Source organism: Asticcacaulis sp. AC460 (assembly GCF_000495795.1).
Lineage (GTDB): Bacteria > Pseudomonadota > Alphaproteobacteria > Caulobacterales > Caulobacteraceae > Asticcacaulis.
Genome location: NZ_AWGD01000001.1, coordinates 48605 through 73373, shown reverse-complemented (window position 1 = coordinate 73373; position 24769 = coordinate 48605). Strand labels below are relative to the sequence as shown.

Sequence of the window (24769 nt, the reverse complement as noted above, 5' to 3'; positions counted from 1 at the left end):
GTCAGCCCAGCTTCCCCTTGAACGCCATGGCCGACAGGGGCTGGCGGGTCGATGGCGCCTCGCGCGTCTGCAGCGACTCCGACAGGGTCGCCGGATCGCCCTGGTAACCGATCGCGATACCGGCCTCCAGCTTCAGGTTCTCGTTCAGGCCCAGGATCAGCGGCGCCTTCTCGAACTCCAGCCCGCCCATGCCATGCGCCACCAGGCCCATGCTGTAGGCCTGCAAGGCGAGGGACATAAAGGCCGAACCGGCGTCGAAGCTATGGCTGGCCACCGGTCGTTCGCCGTCGAACGACTTGACCGAGACGACGAAGATCAGGGCCGCCGCCCGCTTGGCCCAGCCTTCGTTGAACGGGATCAGCAGGCTCAGGAGCGTGTCGAATTCCGGTTCGCCCTTGATGCCGTAAATAAACCGCCACGGCTGCAGGTTGGAGGCCGACGGCGCCCAGCGTGCGGCCTCCAGAAGGGTGAGGATCTGTTCTTCCGTCACGGCCTCATCGGAGAAGGCGCGCGGCGACCAGCGCTGCGTAAACATGGGCAGAATGTCGTGGTTGGCTTGGCGCGTAGCGGGTTGGGTATCGGCCATGGGGAGGGCTCCGACGTTTTAAGCTGGCTATTTGGGGCGAATTCTGATTGATCCCGGAATGTCCGGATGTCAATCGTAACCATTATTGTGACAGTTCCGGCGGATTGCAAGAGGTGTTTGCGTGCTGGATACTGTTGAACGTCGATTTGCGCGCCTGGAACCTCACATTACCGCCTATGGTCCCGACACGGATGTAAAGCTTCCGGCGGTGCTGTTGTTTCATGCCTGCAACGGGGTGCGCGAACACATTCACGGCTACGCCCGCCAGGCCGAGGCGGCCGGATACCGCGCTTTCGTCATCGATTCCTTTACGCCGCGGGGCTGGGACGAGTCCGCAGCCATGAGCCTGGTTTGTTCTGGTCTGGCCCTGCATGGCTATGAACGCTCGGGCGACGTATTGGCCGCCGTCTGGGGTATCCAGCAGCGCGCCGATGTTGACGGGGACCAGATCATCCTGGCCGGCTGGAGCCATGGTGGCTGGGCGATCATGGACCTGATGACCCAGAAGCTGACCCGCGACGGTGAAGCCCGCCTGCAGGACCCGAACCCGGCGCCCCTGGCCGGCGTCAAGGGTGTGTTCCTGGTCTATCCCTACGCCAACTTCCCGGCGCGGTCGAACATCCACCACTGGTATTATACGCCGAAGACCAAGGTCGTGCTGCCGCGGCAGGATTTCCTGACCGCCCATAGCCATTCCGAAACCGTCTTCCGTCACCTGGCCGAGGAAGGTCTGCCGGTCGATATCCTGACCCTGAATGCGACCCACTGTTTCGATGAGGATAGCCCTCTTCATTTCGGTCCGTTTATGACCTATGATCGCGCTTCGCATCAGGCGACAGGGGCCGCGCTGGATGCGTTCTTAGCGGAAACGCTGAAATAGGTGGGCGGGAACGTGGACGAAGCCCTTTCATCATGAAGGACTTTTTCGATCCATGGATACACTTGAACAACGTTACGCCCTGCTGAAACCCGACATTACAGTCTACGGCCCGCAGGACGATGTTTTGCGTCCGGCGGTGGCGCTGTTTCACGGCTGCGGTGGCATGCGCGAACACGTCCACATCTATGCCCAGGCGGTGGCCGATCTTGGCGTTCGCGCCTATGTCGTCGACTCGTTCAAGCCGCGCGGTTGGGACCGCAACTTTGCCGTCTCGCTGATCTGCACCGGCGCGGTGATGCAGGGTTATGAACGCTCCGGCGACGTCCTGGCGGTGATGTGGGGGCTGAAGCAGTCGGGCGTGGTCGACATGTCCAAGGTCATCCTGTGCGGCTTCAGCCATGGCGGCTGGTCGATCATGGACCTGATGACGGAAAAGCTGGACCGGCCCGGCGCGTCCAAGCTGAAGGACCCCGATCCGGCCCTGGCCGAGGTCGCTGGCATCTTCCTCGTCTATCCCTATATCAACTTCCCGGCGCGCTCGAACCACAGGAAGTGGGTGCGGGCGCCCAAGACCTTCGCCGTCCTGGCCGAGAAAGACCACCTGACGCCCTACAAGCATTCCAGCAAGGTGTTCGACAACATCAAGGCAGGCGGCGCGGAGGTCGATGTGCTGGCACTTGAGGCCAGCCATGCCTTCGACGAAAAGGACAACAAGGGCATGGTGATGAGCTTCTCGGAAGAGGCGATGCACCGGTCTATGGACGCCCTGGTCGGGTTCGTGAAGACGACGTTCGCGATGACGGCGGAACCGGAAAAGCTGGCGATGTAATGGAGACCATGGCGGAGCGTTTCGAGCGGCTGATGCCGCATGTGCAGGTCTACGGGCCTGACGACGCGCATCCGCGGCCGGCCATCCTCATTTTCCACGGCTGCGGCGGTATTGCCGCCAATATGGCCATGTATGCGCAGGTCGCGGCGGATATCCGCGTGCGGGTCTATGTCGTTGATTCCTATGGCCCGCGCGGATGGAGCCGCAAGTTCGGCGCCAACTTCGTCTGCAAGGGTTTCAAGCTGCGCGGGTTCGAGCGCTCGGGCGATGTTCTGGCCATGCTGTGGGGACTAAGCCGGCGGTATGAGGTCGATCCCAAGCGGATCATGCTGGCCGGGTGGAGCCACGGCGCGTGGGCGATCATGGACCTGATGACCCAGGAGCTGGCGCGGCCGGGCGAGGCGCGGCTGGCCGATCCGGCGCCGCAATGGCTGGACGGGGTGCGGGGGCTGTTCCTGGCCTATCCCTATATCAACTTTATGGCGCGGTCGGTGACCCGGCCGTGGCACCATAAGCCACCGGTGTTTACGGTGCTGACCCTGAAGGACCATCTGGCCAGCTACAAGCAGTCGCTGCGGCTGGTGAAGGGGTTGCGGGCGCAGGGCGTGTCGGTCGAGACCATGACCCTGGATTCAACCCACGCCTTCGATGAAGAAGGCATCGATAAGACGAAGATCATGCGCTACGACGAGGCGGGGTTGCAGTCGACCCTGGATGCGTTTGGCGCGTTTACGAAGCAGGTGCTCCTGTAAAACTTCCCGGTTGTTTTCGTTTTAAAACTGTCGATATAGTCCGACAAATAAAACACGACAGGAAGGTATCGGCGATGAAACGGTGGCTGTTGGCGGGGTGTATCTCTGTTCTTGGGCTGGCTGCCGGCATCACCCAGGCGGCCACGCCGACCGGGCTGGACGGCAACGGCCACCTGGCGGCCGTCGAAACACCGCAGCCCGGGCGCTTCGTCCATACCCGGCTCGAGAACGGCGTGCAGTTCGACGTGAACGGCGTGACCAAGAACGTTATCTTCTACAGTCCGACCACCGTGCGCGTGAATGCCAATCTCGGCCGGAACCACTGGACCGCCCCCAGCCTGGTCGTCATCGACAAGCCCGACGCCGTCGCCTTTGACCTGAAGGAGACTGACACGACGCTGACGGTGGTTTCGCAGCAGGTGATCATCGCTATCGACAAGACGACCGGCGCCCTGACCTTCCAGGACGCGCAGGGCCGGGTCTATACCCGCGAAAAGCCCGATGCGCCGCAAAGCCTGAAGCCTGTCGAGATCTCCGGCGCGCCGACCTATGAAGCGACCAACACCTTCACGCTGAAACCCGACGAAGCCATTTACGGCTTTGGTTACATCAACCCCGAGCAGGTCAATCGCCGCAATGCTGATCTGCTGCTGGTGCAGACCAATGTCGGCATCATCATTCCTGTCATGATGTCGACCGAACGTTACGGCATCCTGTGGGACACCTATTCGGTTATGACATTCAAGGACGACGCCGGCGGCGCCAGCCTGTGGGCCGAGAGCGCGCCGGGCGGGGTCGACTATTATTTCATGGCCGGCCGCACCCTGGACGATGTCGTGGCCGGCTACCGCGACCTCACCGGCACCGCGCCGATGTATCCCAAACAGGCCTTTGGCCTGTTCATGAGTAAGGAGCGCTACAAGACCCAGGAACGGATCATCGAGGTCGCGCGCACCTTCCGCAAGGACGGATTCCCGCTCGATTACATTGTCCAGGACTGGCAGTACTGGGGATCCGACACCGACGGCAGCTGGAGCGGCATGATCTGGGACAAGGCACGCTTCCCGGACCCGGAGGGCATGACCAAGGCCATCCACGACCTCGATATGAAGCTGATGATCTCGATCTGGCCTTCGGTCGGCAATGATACCGAACTGGCGCACGAACTGGACGCCAAGAGGTTGAGATTTGAACCGCTTCACTGGATTTCGAAGAAGGCGCGCATCTATGACGCCTACAGTGCCGAGGGGCGCAGGATCTATTTCAAGCACGTCAAGCAGGGCCTGTTCGACAAGGGCGTCGACGCCTTGTGGATGGACGGCACGGAGGTCGAAGTCGGCTCCGCCGCCTGGGACGCAAAGGCCAATGTGCGCGATATCAAGGGCTTGGGCCGCAACGCCCTGGGGGATTTTTCACGCTACCTGAACCCCTACAGCCTGATGACGACCCAGGGCACCTATGACGGCCGGCGCGCCACTAGCAACAAGCGTGTTTTCACCCTGACCCGGTCCGCCTGGGCCGGCGCCCAGCGCACCGCGGCCGCGTCATGGTCGGGCGATATTTTCGCCAACTGGAAAACCTTTGGCGAACAGATCAGCGGCGGCGTCAATGTCACCATTACCGGCAACCCTTACTGGACGCAGGACACCGGCGGATTCTTCGTCACCGAATTTCCCGGGGGCGAGCAGAACCCGGCCTATCGCGAGTTGTTTGCCCGCTGGTTCCAGTTCGGCGCCTTCAACCCGATCATGCGGGTCCATGGCACCAGTATCGAGCGCGAACCCTATATTTTCAAGGAACTGGATCCGCCGGTCTACAAGTCCCTCCTCGATGCCGTTCATCTGCGTTATCGCCTGCTGCCCTATATCTACAGCACGAGTTGGCAGGTCACGGACCGCGACTATACGCTGATGCGGGCCCTGCCGATGGATTTCCCTGACGACGCGGCGACGCACGATATCAAGGACGCGTTTATGTTCGGGCCGTCCCTGCTGGTCCATCCGGTGACGCGGCCGATGTACAATATCTCAAGTCCGCCGACGGAGACCCTTCCGGCCGAGTTCCTGCAGACACCGGACGGCAAGCCCGGCCTGGCCGGTCAATATTTCGAAGGCGAAAATTTCGAAGTACCGAAAGGCAAGGTGGTCGATGCGACCCTGGACCTGCGCTGGCCGGAGCCGCCCTTGGCGGAACTGCCGCCGGGCCTGTCCGGCGTGAATCACTTTTCGGCGCGGTGGGATGGCTACATCCTGGCGCCGGAAGCGGGTGAGTACGAGATCGGTATCGAAGGCGATGACGGCTTTCGCCTGATCCTGGACGGTCGTGTCGCTGCCGAAGACTGGACCTATGGTCCACGGCGGTACCGCAGCGCCAAGGTAACCCTGACGAAGGGCCAGAAGATTCCTGTCCGGATCGAGTTCTATCAGGGGGCGTCTGACCGCAGTCTGCGCCTGTCGTGGCGGACGCCGTCGCAGGCGAAGGCGCTGGCGGCCGACACGCCGGTGCGCGACCTGACGATGAAGACCTATCTGCCGGCGGGCGGCGAATGGTACGATTTCTGGACGAATGTGCGCCTGGACGGCGGGCAGACTGTTGTGCGCGAAGCGCCGCTGGATATTGTCCCGGTGTATGTCCGCGCGGGTGCTATCCTGCCGATGGGGCCGGAGATGCAATATGCCACCGAACAGCCTGACGCGCCTTACGATATCCGTATCTATCCCGGCGCCGACGGCAGGTTTACCGTCTATGAAGACGACAATGAGACCTACGACTACGAAAAAGGCCAGTACGCGACCTACGATCTGATGTGGAACGATGCCGCGCGCACACTGACCATCGGCGCCCGAAAGGGCAGTTTCCCGGGCATGACGCAGAGCCGGACCCTGCGTCTGGTCGTGGCGACGCCAGGGCAGGGCGGTCTTGAATATCCCGAGGCAAGCCGGACTGTGGTTTACGATGGCAAGGAAATGCGGGTGGTCTTGCCGTGAAGGTCAGATACGCCGGGCCACGATGTAGGGGCGGGTGTCCTTGCCCTTGCTGGCGTGGCGGGCGATTTCGACGATCTCGAAGCCGGCCGCCATGATCACCGTCTCCAGCTGCCGCGCCGTGAAGACCGACACATTCGGCGCCTTGCCCAAGGCCTGCATGACCGGTACCGCGATCCGGATCAGGAGGTTCATGTCCCTTAGGCAGGCCGTCTTGGTGATCAGCAGGCCGCCGGGTTTCAGCAGGCTGCGGGCGTGGCGCACGGCCTCCGATGGGCTGGGCACCAGGTGCAGGATGTTGAACCCCAGCACCGCATCCAAGGAGTCCGGCGCCACGTTCACAGCGTCCAGGGTCGTCTGGGAAAACTCCAGTCCCGAGACGTAATTTTCCGCCAACTTTTCGCGGGCGATGGCGATCATTTCGCCGGACACGTCCGTCGCCAGGTATGACGCCGTGTGCGGCGCCAGTTTCAGCGCGGTGCTGCCCGTGCCGCAACCGAATTCCAGCACCCGGTCAGCGGGCCTGAGGTAGTGCTTGGTACGCTCCAGAGTGCGCTCATAGCCCGCCATGTCCTCGATCTTGTCGGTGGCGTATTTGCGCGCGATGCGGTCCCAGAAACGGGCGTCTTTGGTGGTGTCCGGCATGTGGTCTCCCCAGTCACCACCGGAGTATCATATGCAAATAAGAATAAAATTGCCGAAAACTGCACATCGCTTATACGTGTGCGTATGAACAATCCCGACTGGAACCAGCTTCGTGCCTTTTACACGACGGCTTTGCATGGCTCGCTGTCGGCGGCGGCGCGCGAGATCGGCCTGACCCAGCCGACCCTGTCGCGCCAGATCGTTGCGCTGGAGTCGGCCCTGAACCTCACCCTGTTCGAGCGGGTTGGCAAGCGGCTGGTGTTGACCGAGACCGGCCGTGGTGTGCTGGAGCATGTGCGGGCGATGGGCGAGGCGGCCATGGCCACCACCCTTTCGGCCACCGGCCATGCCGAAACCATCGAAGGCCGGGTCAGCATTTCGGCCTCGGATGCTTACGCGGCCTATGTGTTGCCCGACATCCTGGCGCGCATCCGCCGCGAGGCGCCGCAGGTGACGATCGTCGTGGTGGCGTCCAATAAACTCAGTGACTTAAGGCGGCGTGAGGCCGATATCGCCCTGCGCCATGTCCGGCCGGAAGAGCCCGACCTGATCGGCAAACAGGTCAGGACCTCGACCGCGGGGTTCTTCGCCAGCCGGGATTGGGTAGCGCAGCATGGTATGCCGCAAAAGCCGACCGATATTGCCGATGCGCTGATCGGGTTCGAGGATGTCGAACGGTTTGCCGCCTTTATGCGCGAGGCCGGGGTGCCGGTCGAAGGGCGCGATTTCCGCCTGGTGTCGGAAAACTCCGTCGTGGTGTGGGAGCTGGTGCGGCGGGGGTTGGGCGTCTGCGCCATGCTGCGCGAAATCGCCACCCGTGTGCCGGATGTGGTTGAAATTCTTCCGGATTTGAATGCTGTTGAAGTGCCGCTGTGGCTGGTCACGCACCGTGAACTGCGCACCAGCCGCCGTATCCGGGTGGTCTATGATATCCTGGCCGAGGAACTTTCGGCGCTGAGATAGATCCGGCGGACATCGATTTCCTGGGCGTGCGGCTTTCGGACCTGGCAATCGGAGATGGTAAAGCCGTTGTCCGTCAACAGGTTTTGCAGGTCGTTGAGAGATGGCGCGGACCAGAAGACCCGGTCGGTGATGCCCAGCGGGTCGTCGATCCAGCCTTCGCCGTCGCCCTCCTTGGCGACCAGAAGCAGGCGGCCGCCGGGCTTCAGCACACGGGCGAATTCGCTGACCGTGGCGGGCAGGTCGGACAGGGGCGTATAGTGCAGGGCGTAGTAGGCGATAAGACCGTCGAAAGCCTTGTCGGAAAAGGCCATTTCGGCCATGTCCATGACCGCGAAATCGAGGCCGGGTTGCTCGGTTTTGGCCAATGCCACGCATTTACTGGAAATGTCGATTCCGGTCACCGTCAAACCATGGCCGGACAGTATGCGGGACAAGGCGCCGCAAGGGCCGCAGCCGACATCGACAACACTTCGCGTTTGCTGGAAGTGTGCGGCAAAGCTTCGCAGAATCGCGAGGTCAAAGGGTTTGTCGTCAAACTCGTCGCGGAACAGGTCGAGGTACGTCTGCGCCACCGCGTCCCAGTATTCTGTTACCTTCACCCGTATCTCCTTGCGCAGGTCTGCGGCATCTGGCTAATCTCCCGCAAAATGCCCCGGGAGGAAACTATGGCAAGTCGTGTCTCCGGTAAAAGCGTAATCGCGGCGGTGTGGGCCGGTGGCCCCGACAACGACAGCTACTACGGCGGCAACAGCGCCGATACCCTGCAAGGCGGGGGTGGCGACGACCTGATCAACGGTGGTGGCGGACACGATTCCGTCGCCGGCGAGGACGGCAACGACCAGATCGAAGGCGGCACCGGCAACGATACTCTGTCGGGCGGGGCGGGTGACGACAGCTTCTACTTTACCAACGGGCACGGTAACGACCAGGTCGACGGCGGCGACGGGACGGATGTGCTCTTTGCCTGGAACACATTGGGAGCGTCGAGCTTTTCGAACGTTGAAGTGCTGACCGCCAGCTATGTGACGGCGTCGGTGGCGCAGTTCGCCATGTTCAACACCATCAATTTCAGCGGCACCCTGACCCTGACCGGTGGTGGCGCCGTCGACTTCAGCACGCGGCTGACGTCGGGGACCTATATGTTGGCGTCGAACTCCGGCAATACCATTACCGGAGGCGCCTTTGGCGACAGTATCTACGGCGGCAACGGCAATGACAGTATCAACGGTTTCGACGGCAATGACCAGCTCAACGGCTCAGGCGGTATCGACACGCTGAACGGCGGCGCCGGTAATGACACCTTTTATGCCGCCTACAGCGGCAGCGGGACGTCGGACGGCGGCGACGGGACCGATGTGGTCAACGGCTCGACCGGCCTGGGGAACACGACGTTTGTCAATATGGAGCTGCTGGTCGCCAACTATCTGACGGCAAAGGTGTCGCAGTTCAACAGTTTCGCGACGATCCAGGTTACCGGGGGGCTGACGCTCAGTGATGCCGGAACGGTCGATTTCAGCACCCGGCTGTCGGAGGGGACCGAATTTTATATCGCGAACGCCGGCAATAACCTGACCGGCAGCCTGTATGACGACCGGCTGCTTGGCGCGGGCGGAACGGATCAGCTCAGTGGCAGCGATGGCAACGACTATATCTTTGGCGGCGGTGGCAACGACACGCTCAACGGCGGTGCCGGCGCCGATACTTTTTACTACGACTATAGTGCCAGCAATGACGACGTCGTCGACGGCGGTGACGGCGCGGACGTCGTCGATGCCAGGGGAAACCTGGGGGGCGCGACCTTCGTCAATGTCGAGGTGCTGGAGGCGGAAAATCTGTCGGCCACGGCGGCCCAATACAGCAGCTTCGCCGCGATCGATCACACGGGCAGCCTGTTTGTGGACGGCACGGGCGCAGTCGATTTCAGCACACGGCTGGCCTCCGGGGCGTATCTGGTTGCGTCGAATTTCGGCGTTACGATCACGAGCAGCCTGTATGACGACACCCTGGAAGGCGGCAGTGGCGCCGATGGGCTGTTCGGACATGACGGCAATGATTCGATTTCCGGCAATGGCGGTAACGACACGCTGAACGGCGGCGCGGGCAACGACAGTTTTTACCATTGGGGTTACACGACGGGTAATGGCGCCTATGACGGCGGCGACGGCGCAGATGTCATCGAGGTCTGGGGCAGTTTCGGTACCTCGACCGTGACCGGCATAGAGACGCTTAATGCCAATTCCCTGTCGGCCACCATGGCGCAGATCAACAGCTTCACCACCATCACCGGTGACGGTTTCCTCACCCTGACAGACGCGGGCACCGTCGATTTTACGACCAAGCTCAGCAGCGGCTGGTATGTGGGCACCCAGGGCTCCGGCAGCACGGTGACCGGCGGGCTCTATGACGATATCATCTACGGCTCGGCCGGCGCCGATCTGTTCAACGGTGGCGACGGCAACGATTCCCTGTATGGCAACGGCGGCAACGACACGCTGAATGGCGGCGCCGGCGATGACCTGGTCTATTACTGGGGCGGTGACGGCAACGACTCGATCGACGGCGGCGGCGGCACGGACATCTTCCAGATTTCGTTCGGGTCCCTGGTCGATATGGCGGTCACGAATTTCGAAGTGCTGGACGGTCAGGGCTTTACGGCCACGGTCGCCCAGTACGATGGTTTCACCACCATCAAGGGGACCGGCGACTTTTACATCAGCGGTGCGGGCACGATCGACTTTACCAGCAAGCTGGACTCGGGCCGCGGGATTATCGCCTCGAATGCCGGCAATACCATCACCGGCGGCCAGTATGACGACTATGTCGTCGGTGGCGATGCGGCGGATTCCCTGCGCGGCGGTGACGGCCATGATCATCTGAATGGTGCCGGCGGTAACGACACCCTGATCGGCGGCGCCGGCAACGATAGCTTCCATATCAATTCGGGCTCCGGCGATGACGTGATCAATGGCGGCGACGGCACCGATGCCGTCATTGTGCAAAATACTATCGGTGCGGGCACGACCTTTACGGCCGTCGAAGTCCTGCAGCTGAGTGAGTATACCAGCTATGTCATGGCCAGGCCGTCGCAGTTCAATGCCTTCGCCACCATTGTCGGGGGCGAAGAACTGTATCTCACCGCCGGCGGCACCGTCGATTTCAGCAGCAAGATCTCCTCGGCTTACAGGATTGTCGGCAGCAATGCCGCCGACAGCATTACCGGCGGCGCCTTCAACGACACGGTGTTGGGCCTGGGCGGGCATGACTCGCTCAATGGCGGGGGTGGTGACGATTCCATGGCCGGTGGCACCGGTAACGACACGTATGTTATCGATTCCGCAGGCGACGTGATCGTCGAAGAGAGCGGCCAGGGGACGGATACGGTGCGGTCGTCGGTCACCTTCTCGCTGGCCGGGACGAACCTGGAGCATTTGGTGCTGACCGGAAGTGGCAATATCAGTGGCACGGGTAACGCGGGGGCCAACAGCCTGACCGGCAACGGAAGCGGCAACCTGCTGGACGGCGGCGAGGGCAGCGACACCATGACCGGCGGCGCCGGTTGGGATATCTATGTCGTCAATGCCGCGTCGGATGTGGTGGTCGAGGTGGCCGGCGAGGGCGACGACCTGGTTCAGGCTTCGGCGAGCTATATCTTGGGCGATTATGTCGAGCGGCTGACCCTGACCGGTACGGCCAATATCAACGGCACGGGCAACAGCGCGCACAATCAGATCCTGGGCAACAGCGGCAACAACGTGCTGGATGGCGCTGGCGGGACGGATTATCTGACCGGTGGGCTGGGCAATGACACCTACTATGTCGACGCGACGACGGACAAGGCGATCGAATTCGCCGGCGAGGGCACGGACCTGGTGTATGCGTCGGTCAGCTTTGTGCTGGTGGGTACGGTGGTCGAGAACCTGATCCTGACGGGGACGGCGAACCTGAACGCGACCGGCAACGGCGTGGGCAACAAGCTTGTTGGGAATTCGGGGAACAACGTGCTGGACGGCGGGGTTGGGAATGACACCCTGACCGGCGGGCTGGGGGACGATACCTATTACGTCCAGGCGACCGGCGATAAGGTGGTCGAGGCCAGCGGTGAGGGTTACGACGTGGTCTTTGCGTCAGCGACCTATACGTTGACGGGGCGCTACGCCGAGGAACTGCGGCTGACGGGCTCGGCGAATATCGACGCGTCGGGCAATGGGGTGAGCAATGTTCTGGTCGGCAATAGCGGGAGTAATGTGCTCAACGGGCTGGGCGGGAATGATAGCCTGACCGGTGGTCTGGGGGCGGATACCTTCCTGTTCGGGACGGCCAGCCGGGCGGATACGGTCACTGACTTCAACGCGGTTGAAGGGGATATGATCAATGTCAACGCCTATACCGGCGGGACGGCCAATGCAGGCCTGGTCACGCAGGTGGGGCTGAATGTGGTCATCGACTTCGGCAGCGGGAATGTGGTGACGGTGCTCAATGCGGCCCAGGCGGATGTGTTGAGCCATATGATTTGGTAGGGCCGGTGGAATTTTACCACGGAAGGCACTGACAAAAGCGGAAAGGCACGGAATTCCGGTTAGGGGATCTCCCGCGCGAAGCGCTTTCAGATTGGGCGCGACTTGACCGGATTTTGCGCGTTTCCGCTGTTCATCTGGCTTATCTGGCTTCTCTGTGGACCAAAAAAACACGGGTTCAGCGGCTCGGTCAGTGGGGGAAATTTCCTGCCGTCGTTCCGACTGAACCTCGGCAAAAGGGTTGTCCACAGATAAGCCAGATAAGTCAGATGGAAACCGTTAACGTGCTGATCCGAAAGCAGATTTTCTTACTTTGACGCGCTTTGCGCGGGCGCCCGGGTATGATCTGGTGACCCAGGCGGATGTGATGAGTCAGAGGGTTTGGTAGGTCAGCGACTGTAATCCGGCCTTGGCAGTTTGACCGGGACCGGGTTGCGCGAAATCCATTCGACAGCCAGTTCGCACAGCCGCTGCGGGCCGTCCTGCCGGCCGTTCAGTCGGGCGACGATACCACGCACTTCAGCGAGGGCGGCTTCCGGGAGTGGGCTGCCGGATGCGACGTGTCCGGCATAGCTTTGGGCCATCCTGCGGTAGTCGGCATCCCAGTTGACGCCGCCGTTGCGGTCCAGTTCGTCGACAATACGGCTGCCGATGCGCAGGACTTCTCCCTGGACCGTGGCGGCTGGACCGTTGGATGGGATCAGCATCTCCCAAAGTTCCTCATGCTGGTCCTGCCAGAGTGCGGCTTTCGCGATAATGGGTGAGGTGCCGTCGTGCATCCGGCGGCGCGGCACTGCTGGAACGTCGAATAGCCGATATAGCGTGTCGAGGGCGTTACTTGTCGCCTCGAGGAATTCCGGATTAAAATTGCTGCGATGGAATTCGAAGCTGCTGCCGATACGTGTGACGCAGGTCTTGATCTCCGGCGTAACCCGGGCACCGTGACCCAACAGAGTATCGGCCAGTTCCGCCATGGCTTCAATCTGGATGTTCTGGCACCACCGTAGCGCCCGTTCCAGCGGTGTCAGGTTCTCGCGGTCCAAGGCGTCAACGCGCGCACCGTATTTCAGCAATGTCCGGGCGCCTTCGGGTTTGTATCTGGTGGCGGCGACGTGGAGCGGCGTGCCGTGTGAGCCGGTGGCATGGTGGACATCGGCGCCCAGTTCCAGAAGGATTTCGACATAGCCTTGCCGGCTTCCGGCGCGGGCATGCAGCGGCGTATCACCGTAGGTGTCGGTCGCCATCAGGTCGGCCCCCTGGGCGACCAACCAGCGAGTCAACTCGTTCGGACAGTCGCCATAGGCCAGGGCCGTGTGTTGGGTATAGCCGCCGCGGGCGTCGAGTTCGTGCGTGTCGAACACGGCCTTGAGGACTTCGATATCGCCGGCCTTCAGCAGGTCTTCGAAGTTTTTGGGCAGTCGTTTCTTTTTGGTCTTGGCCATGTCCTCTACCCGGAAAATATTCCGCGATGTTACGCAGGCATGTCGTAACGCGTTATTTCGATGTGGTCATCCACCAGCGTCACTTCGATGACCTCGTTGACAATTTGCGAATCTGGGCCGAGCCAGTTGACGTGGTAGCCTTCATGACCGCATTCCCTGACGACCTCGACCAGCGAGGTATGCAGGCACTCATCAATCAGGCATTTCATTTGGATGCAGGGTTCAGCGGCACGCGCTTGTAGTCTTTTACGGTCAGACCTGCGTCGGAGAGCTTGGCGGGCCTCCCGACGGCCGGATGAGCGCTGACCCAGATTCGGGCCAGGTCCAGCCAGGGCGCTTTCAGGGCGGGATAGCCTTCCAGGATTTCGGCCGACGTCGCTCCCTGGTCAAGCATGCTGGCTACGAGACGCACAGGGATGCGGGTGCCCTTGAAGACCGGGGTTCCCCCAAGAATGGCTTTCGTGCTGTGGATCAGGCTTTCCGCTTCCTCCAATTGGCGCAGGCCAGCTTCGACCTGATCGCGGGCGGCGCCGACGTCGACAATCAGAAGATCGTCCGCCTTGACATGCCGGGCTGTCGGCGCCGTGGCCAGGCCTTGAAACAGGCGTTCGCGCTTGTCGGCCGACAGGGCTGAGCCGATGCCGTACCACAGTTTCAAACGTAGAATACCGTCGGCGGACAAGCGCCGTTTGGTCGTACCTGTCGGCAAGGCCTGAACGATGCGCTTGTCGATGGCGTTGTGGACGGTCTTGACCTTGACGCCGCTGATAGCGGCAGCCTGCGCAAGGCTGTAGGATTTTTCGACGTGCATTTATTATTCGCCGGTCGGAGAATAATAAATCATATTTGATAGCCGGTAAATGTCTAATACGCGTACGGCTTAGCGACAACGTGATTGGCGATGATGGCTACTACTTGCTGAAGGGGCTGGGTGGCAATGATAGCCTGAGCGGCGGAATGGGGGCGGATACCTTCCTGTTCGGGGCAGCCAGCCGGGCGGATATGGTCACCGACTTCAACGCGGTGGAAGGGGATATGATCAATGCGGCTCAGGCGGATGTGCTTAGCCATATGATTTGGTGGGGACGGTATAATTTTACTACTAAAGGGGCGGAAAGACACGGAATTTCGGTTAGGAGATCTGCCGCGCGAAGCCCTTGAACGACGGATCTGCTGTCTTCGTCTTTGAGGATTGTCCGCTGTTCTTCGCGCCTTCGCGTCTTCGCGTGAAATTTTGATCGATGTTGACGGAGGCTCGGCGGGAAGAAGAAAGGTCTCACGCGAAGACGCGAAGACGCGAAGAAGAGTTAGCCGGAGATGCCGCGTGTAACGCTGCTCATCTGGCTTATCTGACTTCTCTGTGGACCAAAAAAACACGGGTTCAGCGGCTCGGTCGTTGGGGGAAATTTCCTGCCGTCGTTTCGGCTGAACCTCGGCAAAAGGGTTGTCCACAGATAAGCCAGATAAGTCAGATGGACAGCGTTAACGTGCTGATCTGGAAGCTTTTTTCTTGCTTTGAGACGCTTCGCGCGGGGGGCCGAGTATAACTAAACGAGATGTCGTTGGGTGCATAAATCGGTTTCATATAAATCCTTTCCGATGATAGGTTCGGTCATGCAGGCGTTTATCAGGGGGCATTCATGGGGGGATTCATCATCAGGATAATTGTTTCCTGTATAAACTTACTATCTTGGACTTCTCTTTCGTTTACAGGCGTGGGAATGGCCCTAAGATACAATTCCGCAGACATATTGGTGAGGGGATTTTGGTCGGTAGTCCCCATAGTTATGGTTTTGCTTTGCATATTTGATGTTTTATTGTTTTCGCTTACGCACCGATTTCGCTATTCAGCGATGCAATTTTTGTTCTTTTTAATACTGATAATTTATGTATTATTGTATGGATGGGGCGCTTGGATCCCAAATAATTGATCATCGTCCAAAAAATGATGAACGCCAAAAATTTATTACCTCCATCTGTGGAGTTATAATCTGATTGGTTTTGTGTGAAAATTTATCAAACTATATTGATTTTAAATACAGGCCTGTGTTTCCTGCTATTTTTGGGGTATGCTATCATTTGCTTGGCGATGTGGGCGCAAGTGCAGCATAATCTTCAATATATATGGAAAAGCGCAATCGTTGTGGTGGTGTCGCCAGCTTTGCAGTTGTACTTACTTAAAAAAAGCAAATTCGGCGAGTTCCAATTTATGTTCTGCATCGCGGCTTTTTTGGTATCCGCGGTCATGCTGCTTTCTATAACGCACCCGTATTAATGCGCGTGGTCTTCCGAGGTGCCGGTCTTGGCCAGGGGGGCGTTTGAGACCGGCATGCCTAAGGTCACCGGACCGGCGCCGTCGAAGGTCAGGGTCACATTCACCGTCTGGCCTTCGGCGGGGCGGTCGGTCAGGCCTTCCAGCATGATGTGGTTGCCGCCCGGCGCCAGCACCAAAGTCTCGCCCGGTTTGATCTCGAAGCCGTCCGTCTTTTCCGACATCGACATGACGCCGTCCTTCATGGTCATCTCATGAAACGTCGCCTTCGCGGCGCAGGCGCAGGCTGCCGACAGCAGCTTTTCGGGCTTGTCGCCGCCGTTCTTGATCGTCACATAGGCCGCCGTGTTGGGGTTGTTGCCCAGAGCCGCGCGCATGGCGTAGTCGGTCATCAGCACCTTGGTGTTGGTGATGACGCCGTTGACGTTCGAGGTCGAAGCGACGGTCGTGTGATGTTCGGCTTTACCGCAAGCCGCCAGGGCCAGCAGTGACAGGGCGAGAACGGCAGCGGCTTTCATAGGCTTAACCCCACAATCCGAAGATCTTCTTCACGTCCTTTACCACGGGGGCGGCGGCTTCGCGCGCCGTTTCCGCACCCTTGGCCAGGACTGCGTCAATTTGTGCCGGGTCGTTGAGAAGCGCGCGCAGCTTTTCCGAGATCGGCGCCATCTTCGCGACCACCACGTCGGCCAGGGCCGGCTTGAAGGCGCCGAAGCCCTTGCCGCCGAATTCGTCCAGGACGGCCTGGTTGCTGATGCCCGACAGGGCGGCGTAAATGCCGACCAGGTTCTTGGCTTCCGGGCGTTCGGCCAGGCCGGCTTCTTCCGACGGCAAGGCGTCGGCGTCGGACTTGGCCTTCTTGACCTTGCCGGCAATGGTATCGGCGTCGTCGGTCAGGTTGATGCGCGAATTGTCGGACGGGTCTGATTTCGACATCTTGGCCGTGCCGTCGCGCAGGGACATGATGCGGGCGCCCGGGCCCTGGTACAGGGTTTCCGGCACCGGGAAGTAATCGGTCTTGAAGTCGTGGTTGAACTTTTTGACGACGTCGCGGGTCAGCTCCAGGTGCTGGCGTTGGTCCTCGCCGACGGGGACGTGGGTCGCCCGGTACAGCAGGATGTCGGCGGCCTGAAGCACCGGATAGGTGTACAGCCCGATCGAGGCGCGTTCCTTGTCCTTGCCGGCCTTATCCTTGAACTGGGTCATGCGGTCGAGCCAGCCCAGGCGCGCCACGCAGTTGAACAGCCACGCCAGTTCGGTGTGTTGCGGCACGGCGGATTGCGGGAAGATGGTCGATTTTTCAGGGTCGACACCGGCGGCCAGGTAGCAGGCGGCGATCTCGCGGGTTTGCGACAGCAGCTTGTCCGGATCCTGCCAGACGGTGATCGCGTGCAGGTCGGCGATCATGTAGAAGCGCGTGGCATCGAGGGCTTGCATGTCGGCGAACTTTTTCAAAGCGCCGAGATAGTTGCCCAGGTGGAGGGAACCCGAAGCCTGGATGCCGGACAGAATACGCATATCGTTTTAGTTCCTCAAATTTGAGCTCACCAGGGCGAGGGCAGGGCTGTCCGACTGACGGTAAAAGCCCCTCCCACCGCTCCGCGGTCCCCCCTCCCCGTGAAGGACGGGGCGGGAGAAGGAAGTGAAGGCCGTTCTGGGCTAGCCCTGGCGCCGCATGACGGCCTTCAGTTCGGAAACCGAGGTCGCTCCGGTGACAAAGAGAAGGGCCATATAGAGGAACAAGCCGGCAAAACAAACCCCCACAATCGCGAATTCCTTGGCCATATGGGCCTCGATCAGGCCGCGGTTGAGGTCGCAGACCTTCAGCGCCACGCCCATCACGCCGCCGCACAGGGCAATCTTGATCAGGGCGGAGCCGGAGCGCTTCGTGATGTGCCAGACCTTGCGTTTCAGCAAGGTCAGCAGCATCAGCAGGACATTGGCCCAGGCCCCGGCCGAGGTACCGATGGCCAGGCCCGGCACGCCGATTTCCGGGATGATCTGGGTCCCATCGATGTTGACGCCGTTGAACAGGGCCACCCCGACGCCGAGATTGACCACGACATTGACCAGGGCGAACTTCATCGGGCCGTAGGTGTCCTTGCGGGCATAGAAGGCCGGGCTGAGAATACGCGTCAGGACGAAGGCCGGCACGCCCCAGCCGTAGTGCAGCAGGGCGGCGGCGGTTTCCATCGCATCGTGGGGCAGGAATTCGCCGCGCGTATAGAGGCCGTCGATCAGGTAGTAGGGTATGGCGATCAGGGCGGCCGTGGCGGGCAGGGTGAAGACCATGGAATAGATCAGGGCGTCGTCCAGGGTTTGCTGGGCGCGGTCGTGGTCTCCCGACTGGACCGAGCGCGACAGGGCCGGCAGCAGGGCCACCCCGATGGCGACGCCGACCAGGCCCAGCGGAAGCTGGTACAGGCGGTCGGCCACGGTCAGCCAGGTGCGGGCGCCGTCGACCTGGGACGCGAAGATGCCGGATACCCAGACATTGATCTGGGTCGCCGAAGCGGCCAGGGCGCCCGGGATCGCCAGCCACAGCAACTGGCGGATCTGGGGCGTGAAGCGGGGCATGACGTTGAGGCCGACTTTCGCGCCTACCTTGCGCACTGCCCACAGCAGGAGTGCGGCCTGGGAGACGCCGGCGACGACGATACCGGCCGAGGCCCACCAGGCGCCCTGGACCGGGTCGGTTTGCGGCAGGACCATGGCCAGCATGACGACATTGAGCAGGGTTGGCGCGGCGGCCGAGACGATGAAGCGGCCGCGCGCGTTCAGCACGCCCGACAGCAGGGCGACGATGGTCATGCACGGCAGGTAGGGCATGGCGATCTGGGTCAGGACCACGGCCAGTTTGAACTTGTCCGGCGTGTCGGCGAAGCCCGGATTGATGACGTGCATCAGCCACGGCATGGAGATCTGCGCCGCGATGGTCAGGATGAGGGTGGCGGAAGCTAGGGTCGCCATGGCGTCGCGCGCCAGCTTGTCCGCGGCTTCCTGGCCTTCGGAGGCCAGGACGGCGGAATAGCTGGGCACGAAGGCGGCGGTGAACGCCCCTTCGGCGAAGATGCGCCGGAACAGGTTGGGGAAGCTGAGCGCGGTGTTGTAGGCGTCGGCGGCGATATTGCCCGAGGCCCCCATCACGGCAGTAACGACGACGTCGCGCGCCATCCCTAAGAAGCGGCTGATCAGGGTGAAAACGAAATTGATCAGCGAATTGCGGACGAGGCCGGAGGATTTGACGCCGGAGGATTCTGGGGAGTCGGACACGAAGGCAGCCTGTAACAGAGGTCGCGAAGCATTAGGCGTGTGAGGGGAAGGCTGCAAGGGGTTTCAGGGGAGGAATTGAGGGCCGTCGCGTCAATCGCCATGGGCCGAAACGCGGGCGGGCCAAATCCCCCACCGTCTCATTTGCTTCCAGCAAATGATCCACCTCCCCGTATAACGGGGAGGGATTAAGTTGTTTATAATGCTAACTTTTTTCTTGAACGCCGTTTCATTTGGCGGGGTTGTTCGTGGCCAGGAAGTCGACAATCGCCCGGGCCGCGGTCAGGCGGCAGGCTTCCGTGCCCAGGCCATCGCCGCAATCTTCGAGCTCGACATAGGTGCCGGTCTTGCCGGCGGCGCGAAGATCGGCGTCCAGGTCCCGCGTCCGGCCGGCAGGCGTGTACTTATTGAACCGGTTGTGGACCAGCAGGACGGGCAGGTCGATCGAGGCCGCCGAAATGGCGGCCGGCGCCTGGGCACCGTAGTAGCGCTGGATCAGCGAAGGCGACGTACTGTCGGCCAGGACGTTGCGCGTATGTTGCGGGTCCGCCCGCAAGGCGGCGATCGGGTCCGACTTGTTCCTGTCCTTCAGACGAGAAACGTAGTCTTGCGGATCGGTGATGGCGTTGATGGCCACCGCGCAGCGATAGGGAAGGTCTTTGCGGGCGCTGGCCAGGGCGGCATAGCCGCCATAGCCTTGCCCGGCGATACAGACGCGCTTCGGGTCGGCGATGCCCTTGCCGGCCAGGTATTCCACGCCGTCGGCCAGGTCGGTGAGCATCCGGCCGCTCCATTCGCCGTAACCGGCATCGGTAAAGGTCTGGTCGTAGCCGTCCGAGCCGCGATAGTTCGGCTGCAGGACGACATAGCCGCGCGAGGCCAGGACCTGCGCCAGCCAGTTGTAGCCGCGGGAACTATGGTCCAGGGGACCGTCGTGCGGCAGCACGACCAGGGCCCGGTTGGTGGCTTCCCCCTGGGGCGGCAGGGTAAGAATGGCGCGGAGCGCCATGCCGTCGCGGGCCTTGTAGCTGATCTGCCGTTGTGAGGCGACCCATTCGGCCGGGACGGACGGGTACTGGTTGCCGATGTCGACGCGGCGTGCCGAGGCGAAGTCGTAATAGTGCCAGGACCCGGTATCGTCACCGCCCTGATTGAACAGGATCATCTGATCCGCACTCTGCGACATGGCCGCCACGCGCACGGCCTTGTCCGGCGCCATTTCCAGGGCGAGTTTGTAGTATTCGGCCAGGTCGGGGTCGAAGAAGGTATAGGTAGCGGCTTCGCCCTGATGTTCGAAGCCGGCCAGGGCGCCGGTCTGGGGGTGGAAGATCGGCCGGTCGCGGGTGGCTTCACGGGTATCGAGCGCCTCGGACAGTTTTCCGTCGGCGGAGAGTTCGTAATAGTGGAAGCGGCGTGAACCATCGGGCGCATCGACCGCGTCCAGGATCAGCAGGGACTGGCCGTCACGTCCCATGCCCGCCAGGACGGGGGCGAAGGTGTGCGCCTTACGGTCGATCTTGCGCTTGAGAACCGGTTTCCACTTTCCGTTCTCACGGATTTCGATATGGGCGGTGGTGTCAAGGTAGGTGTAGGCCGCCCGGGCGATCGGGGTGCCCTGGGCGTCGACGAGCCAGTCGTCGACATAGCTTCCCATGCGGTCGATGTCGCCGCCCCGGTCATCGACCATACGACCGATGCCGGTGTCCGGATCGACGCGCCACAGATAGACACGTTGCGCGACCTGGCCGCCGATGGGCCGATTGCGCAGTTCAAGGAAGGCGCCCACAAGCATGGGCTTGCCGTCGATGGTGATGAGCTTGGGCAGGCCCAGCGCGATGTTGTGGTAGTCGCTCATCCGTTTGCCGAGCGTGACGGACTGGCTGTTGCGCAGGTCAATAACGGTTGCGGCATCATGAGAGCGGACGCCGTAGCTGCCGCAGACCGGTGAACTGAGCGCGTTTTGCAGTTGCATGCCCAGGATGCGATCCATGGTACTCATGGGATCGCTGGCGGACGCAACGCCCGATCCCCAGCCGGATATGGTCGTGGCCGAAATCAGGTCGGACAGGGCCTGGGATTCGTTCAGCTTTTGTCCGATGCCTGACGGGCAGGTGCCGCGAATGGCGGATCGCGTATCCGACAACATGATGTGGTTGTTGTCGAGCCAGGTGATGGCCGACAGGGAATCGTCGCTCAGGCGGACGGACTGGCTGCTGTTGTCCGTCGTGACGTAGGTGGTCAGGATACGCAGCCCCTCCCTGGCGGTCACGAAGGCAAAGCGGCTGCCGTCCGGCGACAGGGCGATCTGCTGGATACGCGGCGGTGTGACGAACAGTTCCAGTGGTGGCGGTGCGACCTCGGGCGCCGGTTTGGGACGGATCGTCCCCCGTACGACGACGGCGGACGGATCCGAAGCGGCGGTCTGCGCGGCGGCCTGTGAGCCGGCCAGCAGCAATGCGGCCGACAGTGTCATCAATACTCTCATCTGTTTCCCCTCCTTGTTGTCCCGGCGCCCGTCCGTATCGACCGGATCGATGCCGCAAGACGTTGCTGTCGTGCGTCGCGCTTTGGCATGCGCCCCTGGCGGATATCCCGCCAGAAGCAATACGGCCCAGGTGGCTGAACATCCGGTCGCGCGTTTGCCGGGCGGCAAAGCAGCATGCCGGATATCAGTCCCCGTTCGTTGCGCCGTGAAAGATCTGTGCGCAACCGTGCCGGCCAGAAAATCTATGGCAATTCCCCCCATGCCTCCATTCCGACGCGGCGGTGAGCCTGCGTCGTAAACCAGCGGAAATCAATCGAAAGTTATTTTCATATCCGAAAAATATGTGCTGCCCGTACAGAAATATCACAATGTGAGGCGGTGTTATAATGCCGTCTTGCCGGTAAGTTGATACGAATTTCATTGCGTCGCAGCGAAAGTTTTGTTTCTCTTGAGATATGGAACGGCAGCATTTCAAAACGGTCGTGATCGGCGGGTCCAACTCCGTCATTAAAACCGGCTACCTTGTCGAAGCCGTAAAAAACGGCAAGAACCTGGGCCTCGACCTCGATATCATCGAGGATATGGCCATAGGCGGCACAACCATTCTCAATGGTCTGTTCCGGCTGAAGCGCAGCAAGGAACTGGCGAACGCCGACGTCCTGATCATCGAATACGCGCTGAACGACACGCCGACCTATGCGCACGACATGCGCAGCCGGTCGTTCATCACCCACTGGGCACGCGCCTATGAAGGCGTCATCCGTTATGCCCGGACGGTCAATCCCAATATCCGGATCATCTCCATGATCCTGGAGGCCAAGACCCCGCTCGAAAAGCGCCAGATGAACCTGGTCTATGCCGGCGTCCATTACCTGTCGTCCTATTACGGCACCGAGCTTATCGACGTCGCTTCGGCCGTGCTGCGCTCGGTCGGGTCCGACCGCGCCTTCACCAACGAATTCTACAAGGACGGTTTCCACTACAAGCCGACCGTGTTCAAGTCGACGGCGGGCATGCTGCTGTCGCAGCTGATGACGCCGCCGCGCCAGCCCTTGCCCCTGCCCGAGCCGCTGGATCCGCGCAATTTCAGCGAGGTGTCCGCCTGGGGTGTCGAAGACCTGGACAGTGCCTGGAACCTGCCCCTGAAAACCTACGAGAACAGCAAGTTCAGCTTCGACGCGCTGATGCTGGGTGAAAAGGACCTCTCCTTTACCCTGGAAGACGGCAAGCTGCTGGCGCTGATCTATATCAATGATCCCGACACCGGCATCGTCCATTATCAGGTCGACGACCAGTATTATGCCTCGTACATGCAGAAGCCCGGCGTCCGCAGCGGCGCCTTCCCCTTCATCGTCGGCATGCTGAGCTGTGAATTCCTCCATCCCAAGCAGCTGATGGTGCCGGAGCGGACGCGGTCCTACCGGATATCGGCCCGCGACATGGGCGAGCCCCTGGCCAAGCTGTACCGCCCCAAGGCCAATGTCTTCCATACCAGTCCGGACAATCCGACCCTGGCCCTGACCGGATTGCTGTATACCGGCACGCTGACAGACCTGAAGCTGCTGGAACCCGCCGAGGACAGGGTGCTCGAGACCGCTTGATTTGTTCGCGCCGCCACGGTTAATGGTTAACGGGAACTGTTCGGGGCTGGACTATGTGGAAATATCTGATCGCGGCCGCCGTGGTGGCCGCCGCGCCGTTGGCGGCCATGGCGCAATCGACCTCGCCGAAGCTGATCCGCGAGGCCGAATTCGGCGTCGTGCGTGAGGTCGAGGGCGGGAAGCTGATGATCGCCGTGGCGCGCGACGGCTGTCCCGCCGCGTGGCAGCCGGCCGGGGGCGGACCGTGCTTCGATACCCTGAAGGCGAAACTGACGGCCAGTCCGATGCGGGTGCTGGGCCTGTATCGCGCCGCCAATGCCGGCCAGCGTATCGCCGGCCGCTATGGCAGCGATTTTGCCCTGTTCAGCGCCAGCATCGAAAACGGCGCCCTGGTGGCCCAGCGGCTGGAGCTGCCGACCTCTGACGTCACCGTGCCGACCAACTGTTATCGCCTGAACGGCGAGGGCGTCGGCTATGTCATCACGGTTCAGAACGGCAGCAACCTGGCCTATGAAAGCCAGATTGTGTCGTGCGACGGCGGGCCGGAAACGCCGCAGGGACCCTACTATCCCGAGGGTGACGCCATCCTGCCCGGTTCGACCGGCGTGCATCACCGCACCGAAGAGCTGATGGTGTGGGGCAGTGTCCGCTACCTGGCCATTACCGGCGTGACCTGCGACAAGGTTTATCAGTTGCGCAAGACCTGGTGTGCCCGGCCGGCCGTTTCGTACCTGCAGAATAATCCCGGCGAGAAGGAGCTGGATCTGATCGCCGCGCGTGGTCCGGTCAATGCCGGCGACTGGCTGACCGAAAAGCAGGTCGACCAGTGGGTGCTCAAGCGCAAGGGCAAGGATGGGTTCAAGGCCGACAGCCGGTGGGTCAACAAATCGTTCCTGAACGGCGTTGCCGGGTGTTGGTCAACCGAGGCGGTCGGCTGGAATGTCGGCCAACGGGGCGACGGATTGTACATCACTGAAGGGGCGCACCACGCCTGCGGTGCGCCCAAAGCGCCGGTGCCGGCCGCGGTCTACGAGGCCTATGGCCGCGAGCTGGAGGTTGTCGACTGCGCCGAGCGCCGTGGCGACTGGCGCAAGGGCGAGAGCGGCTGTCCCGACCGCATCAAGGCGCAATTGTTGGACATGAAGGTCGGTGACGCCACCGTGGTGGTGCTGAACGAGCACGGCCGGGTGGGAGATTACCTGCACCCGGGTAGCTATGTCAGCTATGATGTTGCCAATGTGCGGCTCAGCAAGGAGGGTGTGCTGGACATCGATGTGGTGTATAGTTATGCGCCCAGCGTCTACATGTCCAACTGCAGCCCGATGAACGGCGGTCCTCAGGAGAGCCGTGGCTTCGTGCTGGTGCGCAGCTTAGGCGTTAACCGGGCAAGGGAATATCAGTGGATGGAATGCCCGGTGTATTAAGGGTGTTATATCATGCGCTCGCAATAGAACGTAGGTAACGGAAGCAGCGGCGGGCCAAATCCCCCACCGTCTTATTTGCTTCCAGCAAATAATCCACCTCCCCGTATCACGGGGAGGGATAA

At 61.4% G+C, this 24769-nt stretch carries 18 protein-coding genes; 8 read left to right on the top strand and 10 right to left on the bottom strand.

Annotated elements, in window-relative coordinates; all coding sequences use genetic code 11:
• Window position 1: 1 nt before the first annotated feature.
• Window positions 2–586, bottom strand: a complete 585-nt coding sequence (locus tag ABAC460_RS25730; RefSeq protein ID WP_023451427.1) for a nitroreductase family protein — start codon at window positions 584–586, stop codon at window positions 2–4.
• Window positions 587–707: 121 nt separating this feature from the next.
• On the opposite strand from ABAC460_RS25730, the gene ABAC460_RS25725 reads away from it, so the two are divergent.
• The 4 genes from ABAC460_RS25725 (at window position 708) to ABAC460_RS25710 (ending at window position 6034) form a co-directional block, all read left to right on the top strand.
• The gene (locus tag ABAC460_RS25725) at window positions 708–1466 is read left to right on the top strand and encodes a dienelactone hydrolase family protein (RefSeq protein ID WP_023451426.1); all 759 of its coding nucleotides are present in this window, start codon (window positions 708–710) and stop codon (window positions 1464–1466) included.
• 52 nt (window positions 1467–1518) lie between these two features.
• Window positions 1519–2295, top strand: coding sequence for a dienelactone hydrolase family protein (locus ABAC460_RS25720; RefSeq protein WP_023451425.1), 777 nt, complete (start codon window positions 1519–1521; stop codon window positions 2293–2295).
• Window positions 2296–2303: 8 nt separating this feature from the next.
• Window positions 2304–3047 carry a dienelactone hydrolase family protein gene (locus tag ABAC460_RS25715; RefSeq protein ID WP_031236202.1) on the top strand — a complete coding sequence of 248 codons (744 nt, stop codon included), beginning with the start codon at window positions 2304–2306 and terminating at the stop codon, window positions 3045–3047.
• A 74-nt stretch (window positions 3048–3121) separates the two neighbouring features.
• A complete protein-coding gene (locus ABAC460_RS25710; RefSeq protein WP_023451423.1) occupies window positions 3122–6034 on the top strand; it encodes a glycoside hydrolase family 31 protein in 2913 nt (970 codons plus the stop codon).
• A 3-nt stretch (window positions 6035–6037) separates the two neighbouring features.
• Here ABAC460_RS25710 and ABAC460_RS25705 read toward each other — a convergent pair whose 3' ends face one another.
• Entirely contained in the window at window positions 6038–6676 is a 639-nt protein-coding gene (locus tag ABAC460_RS25705) for a class I SAM-dependent methyltransferase (protein WP_023451422.1), read from the bottom strand.
• Window positions 6677–6760: 84 nt separating this feature from the next.
• On the opposite strand from ABAC460_RS25705, the gene ABAC460_RS25700 reads away from it, so the two are divergent.
• On the top strand, window positions 6761–7639 hold the full coding sequence (locus ABAC460_RS25700; protein WP_023451421.1) for a LysR family transcriptional regulator: 879 nt from the start codon (window positions 6761–6763) through the stop codon (window positions 7637–7639).
• Here ABAC460_RS25700 and ABAC460_RS25695 read toward each other — a convergent pair.
• Window positions 7600–8238 carry a class I SAM-dependent methyltransferase gene (locus ABAC460_RS25695; RefSeq protein ID WP_023451420.1) on the bottom strand — a complete coding sequence of 213 codons (639 nt, stop codon included), beginning with the start codon at window positions 8236–8238 and terminating at the stop codon, window positions 7600–7602. The two genes, ABAC460_RS25700 and ABAC460_RS25695, sit on opposite strands and share 40 nt — an antisense overlap.
• A gap of 66 nt (window positions 8239–8304) precedes the next feature.
• Between ABAC460_RS25695 and ABAC460_RS49430 the strand changes: the two genes are divergently transcribed.
• Window positions 8305–12156 carry a beta strand repeat-containing protein gene (locus ABAC460_RS49430; protein ID WP_162150285.1) on the top strand — a complete coding sequence of 1284 codons (3852 nt, stop codon included), beginning with the start codon at window positions 8305–8307 and terminating at the stop codon, window positions 12154–12156.
• Window positions 12157–12542: 386 nt separating this feature from the next.
• Here the strand turns inward: ABAC460_RS49430 and ABAC460_RS25685 are convergent, their stop codons facing one another.
• The 7 genes from ABAC460_RS25685 to ABAC460_RS25645 all read right to left on the bottom strand — a co-directional run bounded on the left by ABAC460_RS25685 (window position 12543) and on the right by ABAC460_RS25645 (window position 21610).
• The gene (locus tag ABAC460_RS25685; protein ID WP_023451418.1) at window positions 12543–13595 is read right to left on the bottom strand and encodes an ankyrin repeat domain-containing protein; all 1053 of its coding nucleotides are present in this window, start codon (window positions 13593–13595) and stop codon (window positions 12543–12545) included.
• Window positions 13596–13624: 29 nt separating this feature from the next.
• Window positions 13625–13804, bottom strand: coding sequence for a hypothetical protein (locus ABAC460_RS25680; RefSeq protein WP_023451417.1), 180 nt, complete (start codon window positions 13802–13804; stop codon window positions 13625–13627).
• Window positions 13801–14406: a DUF433 domain-containing protein gene (locus ABAC460_RS25675; RefSeq protein ID WP_023451416.1), complete on the bottom strand. Its 606-nt coding sequence runs from the start codon at window positions 14404–14406 to the stop codon at window positions 13801–13803. Before ABAC460_RS25675 ends, ABAC460_RS25680 begins: the two co-directional genes overlap by 4 nt.
• Window positions 14407–15866: 1460 nt before the next feature.
• Entirely contained in the window at window positions 15867–16385 is a 519-nt protein-coding gene (locus ABAC460_RS25660; protein WP_023451412.1) for a copper chaperone PCu(A)C, read from the bottom strand.
• A gap of 4 nt (window positions 16386–16389) precedes the next feature.
• Window positions 16390–17385: a tryptophan--tRNA ligase gene (gene trpS, locus ABAC460_RS25655; RefSeq protein WP_023451411.1), complete on the bottom strand. Its 996-nt coding sequence runs from the start codon at window positions 17383–17385 to the stop codon at window positions 16390–16392.
• Between the two features lie 141 nt (window positions 17386–17526).
• On the bottom strand, window positions 17527–19140 hold the full coding sequence (gene murJ, locus ABAC460_RS25650) for a murein biosynthesis integral membrane protein MurJ (protein WP_023451410.1): 1614 nt from the start codon (window positions 19138–19140) through the stop codon (window positions 17527–17529).
• Window positions 19141–19366: 226 nt separating this feature from the next.
• Window positions 19367–21610 carry an alpha/beta hydrolase family protein gene (locus ABAC460_RS25645; RefSeq protein WP_023451409.1) on the bottom strand — a complete coding sequence of 748 codons (2244 nt, stop codon included), beginning with the start codon at window positions 21608–21610 and terminating at the stop codon, window positions 19367–19369.
• 467 nt (window positions 21611–22077) lie between these two features.
• Between ABAC460_RS25645 and ABAC460_RS25640 the strand changes: the two genes are divergently transcribed.
• Together ABAC460_RS25640 and ABAC460_RS25635 are read left to right on the top strand one after the other, a co-directional pair.
• The gene (locus ABAC460_RS25640) at window positions 22078–23223 is read left to right on the top strand and encodes an SGNH/GDSL hydrolase family protein (RefSeq protein WP_023451408.1); all 1146 of its coding nucleotides are present in this window, start codon (window positions 22078–22080) and stop codon (window positions 23221–23223) included.
• A gap of 53 nt (window positions 23224–23276) precedes the next feature.
• Entirely contained in the window at window positions 23277–24647 is a 1371-nt protein-coding gene (locus ABAC460_RS25635; RefSeq protein WP_023451407.1) for a hypothetical protein, read from the top strand.
• Window positions 24648–24769 lie beyond the last annotated feature (122 nt).